The organism is Streptomyces ossamyceticus, assembly GCF_001418475.1.
GTDB lineage: Bacteria > Actinomycetota > Actinomycetes > Streptomycetales > Streptomycetaceae > Streptomyces > Streptomyces ossamyceticus.
Genome location: NZ_LIQX01000033.1, coordinates 1 through 2,753 on the forward strand (window position 1 = coordinate 1; position 2,753 = coordinate 2,753).

Here is a 2,753-nt window from a genome sequence, read left to right on the forward strand (position 1 = left end):
GTACGGGTGGTACGGGTGGTATGGGTGGTACGGGTGGTACGGGTCGCACAGACCGGTACGGGTCGCACAGGTCGGTACGGGTCGCACAGGTCGGTACGGGTCGTACGGGCCGGTAGTACGGGTCGGTACGGGTGGTCGAGGTACCGACGGGAGCCTTGTACGGGCCGATCGGGTCGCCAGGCTCGGCATGGGTGGGTGGTCGGCGTACCGACAGGTGCCCGGTGTCGGCCGACCGACCGGGTCGCCGGGGGCCCGGTTCGCACCCCGTACGCTGTCGCGGAGCCCTATCCGAAGGAGTCCCCGTGCTCGTCCTGCTGCCCCCGTCCGAAGGAAAGGCCCCCTCAGCGGGCGGCGCTCCGCTGAAGCTGGAGTCCCTTTCCCTCCCGGCGCTCACCGAGGCGCGGGAGGCCGTGCTCGGTGAACTGGTCGAGTTGTGCGCGGGCGACGAGGACAAGGCCCGCGAGGTGCTCGGCCTGAGCGAAGGGCTGCGCGGCGAGATCGCCAAGAACGCGGAGCTGCGGACGGCGGGGGCCCGACCGGCCGGCCAGATCTACACCGGCGTGCTCTACGACGCCCTCGACCTGGCGTCCCTCGACACCTCCGCGAAGAAGCGGGCGGCGCGTTCGCTGCTGGTCTTCTCCGGGCTGTGGGGCGCCGTCCGCGTCACGGACCGCATCCCCTCCTACCGCTGCTCGATGGGCGTGAAGCTGCCCGGCGTGGGCGCGCTCGGCACGCACTGGCGTACGCCGATGGCGTCGGCGCTTCCCGAGGCGGCCGGCGACGGGCTCGTCCTCGATCTGCGGTCCTCGGCGTACGCCGGCGCGTGGAAGCCGAAGGGCGAGATCGCCGGGCGCACGGCGACGGTACGGGTGCTGCACGCGCCGACCCGGAAGGTGGTCAGCCACTTCAACAAGGCGACCAAGGGCCGCATCGTCCGCAGCCTGCTCTCGGCCGGCGCGGCGCCCAAGGGCCCTGCGCAGCTCGTGGAGGCGCTGCGGGACCTCGGGTACATGGTGGAGGTGGAGCCTCCGGCCGGGGCGGGGAAGGCCTGGGCGTTGGACGTGCTGGTGACCGAGGTGCACTGACGGGGCGCCGACCTCTCCGAGTGAGGACCTGAGGCGCCGAGGCACCGAGGCACCGAGGCACCGAGGCACCGAGGCACCGAGGCACCGAGCAGAGCATTGCAGCATGCGCAACGACCTTTGCGCATGCTGCGGAGGCCGGGCAGCATGAGCCCATGACCTCTCCGTCGCCCGTCGGTCCCGTCTCGACGTCCTCCGTGCTCGACCTCGCCCCCGTCGTCCCGGTCGTCGTCGTCGAGGACGCCTCCGACGCCGTGCCGCTCGCGCGGGCGTTGGTCGCCGGGGGGCTGCCGGCGATCGAGGTGACGTTGCGGACTCCCGCCGGGCTCGACGCGATCCGGGCGATCGCCGGGGCCGTGCCGGACGCGGTGGTCGGGGCGGGCACGGTCGTCACGCCGGAACAGGTGACGGCGGCGGTGCGGGCCGGGGCGCGGTTCCTGGTGAGTCCCGGCTGGACGGACGCCCTGCTCACGGCGATGCAGGCGTCCGGGGTGCCGTTCCTGCCGGGGGTGTCGACCACGTCGGAGGTCGTGGCGCTGCTGGAGCGCGGCGTACGGGAGATGAAGTTCTTCCCGGCGCAGGCGGCGGGCGGTACGGCCTATCTGAAGTCGCTCGCGGGGCCGTTGCCGCGGGCCCGGTTCTGCCCGACCGGAGGCATCGGGCCGGACAACGCGCCCGAGTACCTCTCCCTCCCCAACGTCGGCTGCGTCGGCGGGACCTGGATGCTCCCGGCCGACGCGATCGCCGCACGGGACTGGGGGCGCGTCGAGGCTCTGGCGCGCAGCGCGGCGGCCCTGCGGTGAGCGTACGGCCGTCGCCGCTCAGCGCAGATGTGACGTGTCGTTGAGGAGGCGGAGCGTGGCGTTGCCGTCGGCGTAGTACGCCAGGGCCGTCAGGGAGGCCGCTGACAGTTCGATGCGGAACAGGGACTCGGGGGGTGCGCCGAGGGCCAGGCGGACCAGGGTCTTGATCGGCGTGACATGGCTGACGAGCAGGACCGTACGGCCCCGGTGCGCCTCGGTCAGCCGATCGCGGGTCGCGGCGACCCGCTGGGCGACAGCCCCGAAGCTCTCACCGCCGCCGGTGGGCTCCGCGTCCGGCGAGGCGAGCCAGGCGTTCATGTCGTCGGGGTACCGCTCCCGCACCTCACCGAAAGTGAGCCCTTCCCACGCGCCGAAGTCCGTCTCCCGCAGCCCGTCGTCGAGGGTCACGCCCAGCCCGAGGCGGGCCGCGACGATCTGTGCCGTCTCCCGGCAGCGGGCCAGCGGCGACGACACGACCTCCTGGATCGTCCCCCGGGCGGCCAGCGCGGCGGCGACCCGTTCCGCCTGGTAGCGGCCGACGTCGGAGAGGGACGGGTCGGAACCGCCGCTCCCCGAGAACCGCTTCTGGGGCGTCAGGGGCGTCTCCCCGTGCCGGAGCAGCACGAAGGTGGCCGGGGTACCGAGATCGGGGGCGGCGGAGGCGACGTTCCTCGCGGCGCGGATGTCGGCGCTCGCCGCGGCCCTCCGCACCCCAGGGGTATGGGCGTCGCCCCTCTCGGCGGCGGTCTTCCTGGCGACAGAGGCCCCGACGGCAGCATCGGGCTCGGCGAGCCGGGCCGCAACGGCGCCCGGCACATCGACACCCGTCCCGTCGGCACCCGTCCCGTCGGCGCCCAGCTCATCGGTG

3 protein-coding genes are annotated in these 2,753 nt (G+C 73.8%); 2 read left to right on the plus strand and 1 reads right to left on the minus strand.

The annotated features are described in order from the left end of the window. The first annotated feature begins 302 nt into the window (after positions 1-302). Both yaaA and eda read left to right on the plus strand, forming a co-directional pair. Complete coding sequence (gene yaaA, locus AOK15_RS03220; RefSeq protein ID WP_055512520.1) at positions 303-1,085, plus strand: peroxide stress protein YaaA; 783 nt, start codon at positions 303-305, stop codon at positions 1,083-1,085. Positions 1,086-1,237: 152 nt separating this feature from the next. Then, the gene (eda, locus tag AOK15_RS03225) at positions 1,238-1,885 is read left to right on the plus strand and encodes a bifunctional 4-hydroxy-2-oxoglutarate aldolase/2-dehydro-3-deoxy-phosphogluconate aldolase (RefSeq protein ID WP_055512522.1); all 648 of its coding nucleotides are present in this window, start codon (positions 1,238-1,240) and stop codon (positions 1,883-1,885) included. An 18-nt stretch (positions 1,886-1,903) separates the two neighbouring features. Here the strand turns inward: eda and AOK15_RS03230 are convergent. Next, the coding region (locus tag AOK15_RS03230; RefSeq protein WP_240508288.1) for a bifunctional RNase H/acid phosphatase at positions 1,904-2,753 on the minus strand (850 nt) is incomplete at its 5' end.

Coding starts and splice junctions, on each gene's coding strand:
- eda (WP_055512522.1), top strand. CDS start 1,238: ATGACCTCTCCGTCGCCCGTCGGTCCCGTCTCGACGTCCTCCGTGCTC.